This window comes from Lactonifactor longoviformis DSM 17459 (assembly GCF_900129135.1).
Lineage (GTDB): Bacteria > Bacillota > Clostridia > Lachnospirales > Lachnospiraceae > Lactonifactor > Lactonifactor longoviformis.
Map to the genome: position 1 here is coordinate 1 of NZ_FQVI01000059.1, position 5,226 is coordinate 5,226.

The 5,226-nt window shown below is 41.9% G+C and carries 10 protein-coding genes; all 10 read right to left on the reverse strand.

The genetic code is table 11. The features are described 5' to 3' along the window. Positions 1-262 precede the first annotated feature (262 nt). Positions 263-637: a hypothetical protein gene (locus tag BUA56_RS22160; RefSeq protein ID WP_072854924.1), complete on the reverse strand. Its 375-nt coding sequence runs from the start codon at positions 635-637 to the stop codon at positions 263-265. After that, entirely contained in the window at positions 630-1,133 is a 504-nt protein-coding gene (locus BUA56_RS22165; protein ID WP_072854925.1) for an HK97 gp10 family phage protein, read from the reverse strand. Before BUA56_RS22165 ends, BUA56_RS22160 begins: the two co-directional genes overlap by 8 nt. Before the next feature lie 9 nt (positions 1,134-1,142). Continuing rightward, positions 1,143-1,313, reverse strand: a complete 171-nt coding sequence (locus BUA56_RS23105) for a hypothetical protein (protein WP_158641032.1) — start codon at positions 1,311-1,313, stop codon at positions 1,143-1,145. 1 nt (position 1,314) lies between these two features. Then, positions 1,315-1,710 (reverse strand): hypothetical protein, encoded by a 396-nt coding sequence (locus tag BUA56_RS22170; RefSeq protein WP_072854926.1) that lies wholly within the window; start codon positions 1,708-1,710, stop codon positions 1,315-1,317. Further along, positions 1,711-2,427: a hypothetical protein gene (locus BUA56_RS22175; RefSeq protein ID WP_072854927.1), complete on the reverse strand. Its 717-nt coding sequence runs from the start codon at positions 2,425-2,427 to the stop codon at positions 1,711-1,713. A 160-nt stretch (positions 2,428-2,587) separates the two neighbouring features. Next, positions 2,588-2,899, reverse strand: coding sequence for a hypothetical protein (locus BUA56_RS22180; protein ID WP_084068207.1), 312 nt, complete (start codon positions 2,897-2,899; stop codon positions 2,588-2,590). Between the two features lie 14 nt (positions 2,900-2,913). Then, positions 2,914-3,198 (reverse strand): hypothetical protein, encoded by a 285-nt coding sequence (locus BUA56_RS22185; RefSeq protein WP_072854928.1) that lies wholly within the window; start codon positions 3,196-3,198, stop codon positions 2,914-2,916. A 10-nt stretch (positions 3,199-3,208) separates the two neighbouring features. Beyond that, positions 3,209-4,291, reverse strand: a complete 1,083-nt coding sequence (locus tag BUA56_RS22190; RefSeq protein WP_072854929.1) for a major capsid protein — start codon at positions 4,289-4,291, stop codon at positions 3,209-3,211. 20 nt (positions 4,292-4,311) lie between these two features. Further along, the gene (locus tag BUA56_RS22195) at positions 4,312-4,635 is read right to left on the reverse strand and encodes a hypothetical protein (RefSeq protein ID WP_103710898.1); all 324 of its coding nucleotides are present in this window, start codon (positions 4,633-4,635) and stop codon (positions 4,312-4,314) included. A gap of 26 nt (positions 4,636-4,661) precedes the next feature. Beyond that, positions 4,662-5,226: hypothetical protein (locus BUA56_RS23110; protein WP_072854931.1), on the reverse strand; the 565-nt coding region annotated here is incomplete at its 5' end.

The following is a 5,226-nucleotide window of genomic DNA, read 5'->3' on the forward strand; positions in this document are numbered from 1 at the left end:
CCTGCCATAATTTATCATCCTTTCTACCTGTAGCTGTTACAGGTCAGCGGCTGTGCCAAATCCACAACCGGTATTCTTGGTTTATTTGTATCTACCGCTAAATATCTGCGGTCAGCGACTATGGCATTTCATAGCCGGTGCCTACATTTTAATTCACTACCACACTATTTAACCCATAGCTGGGAGATATCGGACCACCAACCTTTCTGACTAAAAAGCCGCGAAAAAAAGAGCCGCTAAGCTCTTTGGTTGCGCTGCATATTTATATCTCTTCTCCCGCTCCAATCACCCGGCTGTATCGGTATATCACCCGATAAATGTTGGTATCTGCCGCATTGCCCGGCGTAAATGGCCCTGTGCGCCTATATCCAAGTTCTCTCATGGCATCTGCTGCCAGTGCTGCAATACTCTTGGCCTCAGTGAGATTCTTGTTAGAATAGGCTGTAATCTCAATTGTAGAGGTCACAGCATTTTCATTATTCTCCAGGTCATCGGATGTAGAAGAATTTTCCAACTGCTTAAATCCGGTGTAGGGGAAGGCTGGTGGGCTACCATCGGTGGAAGTTCCGGCGTTAGGGCATTTTTCGGAGATTGCTTTCTTTACGGTGGTAAATATTCTATTAAATACATCAAGCACTGCCAAATACCTCCTTCGCCAGCTTTGGAACTAAATTGCGTAAATCACGGCCAGTTTCAAACATAAAGGGCTTAGATGGCTGCCCGCCGGACCAATGCCAATCGCCATTTTTGTAATACCACCAGCCCGCAGAGCCATGCCCGTGAATATCGTACTTCCAATTTGATATGGATGGGTCTGGGTGAGGATTTTGTTCACCCCGAAGCCCAAATCCAAATTCAATGTAAGCCGCATGATCACATCCAGTATAAATTATCCATCTCGCCCCATTGGTCAGCACTGCCCCCGGCTCATCCATAATGCTGTTGAGAAGTTCTCCAGAATCAATGGCGGGAAACTGAGTGAGTTTAACCTTTGCCAGAATCACACCTTCGTCAGCAAGACGGTGAGCCAGTTCTTCGCATTTGCGAGTAATTTCTTTCTGGTAGTCACGGAGTTGCTTTTGGGCGGACTTGATTTCTCGGGCGGATAAGCCGAAACTTATTTTCTTAGCCATCGGCACCACCTAACCAATCTTATAACCATCTATATACATACAGAACTTGCCGCCGCACTCGCAGGTCTGATTACAGTCAAATACATCAAAGTTGTTATCCGACTTCTCATCATTCTTCGGCTGTGGACTTCCGCATTTTTCGCATTTAAACTCAATATCGGGTTTCTGTCTCTTTGCCATTCTACACTCCCCCGTTCTTCTGTCGCCACTTAATGGCAATCATGATAGAGTTTAGGCTCCTGGCTGGCTTTGTCGCTACTGTATAGTCGGCGCTGTCCGGCTCTGCGGTACCATCTGGTTTCAATACCGGCTCTGTCTCAATCCAAATGAGACTATGTTCATTGATGGGGCAAGTCATGTCTGTGGTTGAGATAGTTCGGGTGAAATCCAGCTCTTTCCCGAAAACCTCATTCTGTGCATCTCCGCGCCCCGCAGAAATACTAGCAGAAAAAGAGACGGGTGCTAAATAGCCCGCCTCGTAATCTCCGGTTTCATAGCCGTCGGAGTCCAGTATCGGTATTCGGTTGTTGTATTGAGCGTACAAGAATATCTGTTTATTTTTTACCAGACTTCTCATCTACCCCTCCCTCTTACTATTCTGCAAATATACATACGTTTCGCCTACCTTTTTAATTAAACACTCACGTCCATAATAATCTATCTTTTTCAAATGAACTATAGGTATTCTAGTCTCATCCTTATTATTTTTAATTATAATCCAGCTACCACTTTTTTTAATATTGTATGTTTCAACCCCATTTAATACACTATTATCATCAAAAAATAAATCAGCATACTTATGCTCTATGTAGGCTATTTCATAAGGATATCTTCGAAACAACTCTGTTTCGGCAACTAGAGCTACCAACGTTATTAGAAAATTAATAACTGGATATCCTTTGTTGCTTAGACAACTGTTAATTATAAATGATATGAAAAAGATAAATTGCAATAGTTTCTGTTTATTCTTTACCTCGATTTTGAACCGAAGGAATGTGATATAAATAAAACATATAAAAATAATCAGAGTTAATATACATAAAGCAAAAATATAAATATCTATAATATTATTTATAAACAAATATTTAATTCCCATAAAAAGGTATCCACAGCCTACAGATGTAAGAACACTAAGAGATAAAAAGCGCATATTAGAATATAATTTTACACCAATCATCCATTGTGTTCTGTCCTTTACTGTCTTTGCTTCAAAGGCGCATCCTATGATAGCAATTATAAAAGGTACTACCAAATTATAGACTATATCATTATTTAAAATAGAATAAAATTGCATTATACTCTCCTCCCATCGTCATTATACGACAAAGGTAGGTATATATCTATAAAAACAAATGAAATATCGCTTTATAGCACTGTATATTAGCATTAAATGCAATAAATGATATTATGTTGGCCTTATATAATTCAATAGCCATAAAACACAACGAGGAGCCTTACAGCACCTTACACACCGGCACAATCTCAGTATATAGCTTATCCTCCTCTATATATGACCGACTTACTCCATTCTCACTGTGAGAACTTTGCCCCTCAGCTCCTTGCATATTATAAGCATATACCACAGCCCGAAACACCACATTGGAATACTGGGCAATTGCAGCCTGCTCCTGCTCTTCTGCATACCCAAAAGGATACCGCCGGTTCACAACATTCTGACACGCCAAGTCAACAAGGAGTGAGATAATCCTCTTGTCACTTTCTCCTAAATATATTATGAGATTTTCAATGATGCTTTCTTTATCCACTCCTCACACCTCCTTTATTTGCCTGCTGCTGGTTTTCTCCCGCGTTTAGCCTGAGCCTTTTCTGGCGGAGCTTCTTTAGGTACATCTTCTGTCATTCCATCCTCTGCATCCGAGGTTTTTGTACCTACTTCTGCTTTACACATATCCAGGTCAGTGATCTCCGTCTCATCTCCGGGTTCATTCATATTCAGGTCAGTGGGCTCCATCTCACTTTCTGTCACATTCATATCCAGTTCGGGGATTTCAGTCCCCGCTGGATAATATTCACCCTTATATTTTACTGTATGGTCAAATTTCATGCCTAACCCCTTAATATGCTTTGATAGCAAATGTGTCATCCATGCGCTCATAGGTTGGAAGCACGATTTCAGACACTATACACTGGGTTACGATTGGATGCGGTGTGGTATAGGTATAGACAGCCACACCAGTATTAACAATGGACAGATTGCCAATGCTTGCATCACCGCTTCTTTCTTCCGGCGTTTTGCCATATTTTGTGCTGCCAAGAGCAGTCTTTCCAGGGAGGAGCGCCACCATACCATCAGGAATAAAGGTCTTTTCTGCACCGGAGTCATCTATAAAGAGTTTATCATATACCATAATCTCCAGCCTCAAATCCTCACTTTCACGGATGAATCTCCTGATATCAGATTCTTCGATAAACACGGGAGAAGTGGATGCTTTCGCTATGATATAGTCATGTACCTTTTTGCTCTTCACAAGCTTGTTCCAGGTATTATCATTCATCACTGCCAAAGTTATACTTTTACCACGCTTTTTCATAGACTTTTTAGCCGCCCTTAAATCTTCAAAGGGATCGCATGTTTCTGGGTTGTCCCACTTACTTCCTTCTAACAATTCCATAAAGTTCTTTGACTTGTAGGAACCATCGACGTCGTAGTTGTAATCATAATCCATATTATTCGCTGAAATTGCAATTTTAGGTGAACCATCCACTGGACAGAGCAACTGCCAAATCATTCTCTCAGGAACCACATCGGCGCCCTGGATTAAATCCATCGGCCCCAGAGCAATCTGTCTTAACAGCCCCTGCGCAATAGCCGGGTCCGCTGCATTCATCATATTCTCATAATCCTGGGCATCCTTTTCCTTTACCAAATAGGACTCGCGGAAGAAAGGCATTTCAGTTTCCATTTCTTTGAATCCGATTCTATCCCTTACGGTAGCCAGCGCATCAAAATTGGATGGTGTCAGGGAAACCGGCAGTCCTTTAGATCCTTTAAACCATTTCAGGTCCATTGTAGGAGACTTGGACGCCGGGAAAAAGCCGCTTCCCAAATAAGGTGCGATACCCATAGTCTGTTTATATGCATCCCACAGAACTCCGATCGCTCTTGCTGTAAATGCTTCTTTTAATGGTAATGCCATAGTATTAGACCTCCTTTGTCTTAATCAAAAAACGTTACTCTTGGCAGGGCAGACTTTGCTTCCGCTGAAACAGTAACGCTATTTTTTGCAAGTTTCTTGTTATCAATAGAACCTTCAAAAATTCTGGTTCCCGGTGCCTCCCCATAGGTGACATCAACATCGTGTAGCAAAATGCCCTTGCAAGTTGCATCATTTGCCGGGTGCGGGGTGCCTGCCTTAACAATTTTATTTCCATTGCTATCTGCAGTGACTCCAGAATCGGAAACCATACAGGCCTCTCCTTTAAAATCGTTAAATTTCAAGATTTCAATAGGGCTTCCATATTCTTTCTGTGTAAATTTCATTATGTTATCCTCCTTTTACTCGCACATTAATAGATTTCAAAAACTGATTTTGAAGCTTCTTCTGAAGCAGAAAACGTACCTGCTACTTCTTCTGCAAATTTTACATCCTCTGATTTTTCCTCCGCGCCACCGGAACCGCCGCTAGGAGCTGGAGTACCATCCATTAACTCCTCTTTGGTCTTTTGAATTGCAGCTTCTTTCTGCTTCGTTACCATGGTTGCAAGTCCAGTTGCCATGGATTTTGTTTTCTCGGCGTCATCGGAAATTATACCATCAATGAGGTCCTTGTAATCCTCCTCTGTCAGCCCGGCAGCAACAAGGATTTTTTCTGCATCCAGTCTGTTTGACTTTTTCGCATAATCTGTTTTTGCACTCTCGGCATCCTGCAGAGCCTTTTGGATTTTTTCCGCATCGGTAAGGTCTGCCTCCTGAAGTTTGTCATACTCCGCAGCCTTTCTTGTTAGCTCCTCAAAATCAGCCTTCTTTGGAATTTTGTCTTTCCATGCCTTTACATCATCCCCGTTGATGTTTAAAATTGCTGTAATCTGTTCCTCGGTAGCGTCCGGAAACTGATTTTTAATATCCTCTCTT

What these genes read in the sequence shown, in the direction of transcription:
- BUA56_RS22190 (WP_072854929.1), bottom strand. Translation starts at nt 4,291, where the DNA reads ATGGCATTACCATTAAAAGAAGCATTTACAGCAAGAGCGATCGGAGTT.
- BUA56_RS22195 (WP_103710898.1), bottom strand. Translation starts at nt 4,635, where the DNA reads ATGAAATTTACACAGAAAGAATATGGAAGCCCTATTGAAATCTTGAAA.
- BUA56_RS22165 (WP_072854925.1), bottom strand. Translation starts at nt 1,133, where the DNA reads ATGGCTAAGAAAATAAGTTTCGGCTTATCCGCCCGAGAAATCAAGTCC.
- BUA56_RS22175 (WP_072854927.1), bottom strand. Translation starts at nt 2,427, where the DNA reads ATGCAATTTTATTCTATTTTAAATAATGATATAGTCTATAATTTGGTA.
- BUA56_RS22170 (WP_072854926.1), bottom strand. Translation starts at nt 1,710, where the DNA reads ATGAGAAGTCTGGTAAAAAATAAACAGATATTCTTGTACGCTCAATAC.
- BUA56_RS23105 (WP_158641032.1), bottom strand. Translation starts at nt 1,313, where the DNA reads ATGGCAAAGAGACAGAAACCCGATATTGAGTTTAAATGCGAAAAATGC.
- BUA56_RS22185 (WP_072854928.1), bottom strand. Translation starts at nt 3,198, where the DNA reads ATGAAATTTGACCATACAGTAAAATATAAGGGTGAATATTATCCAGCG.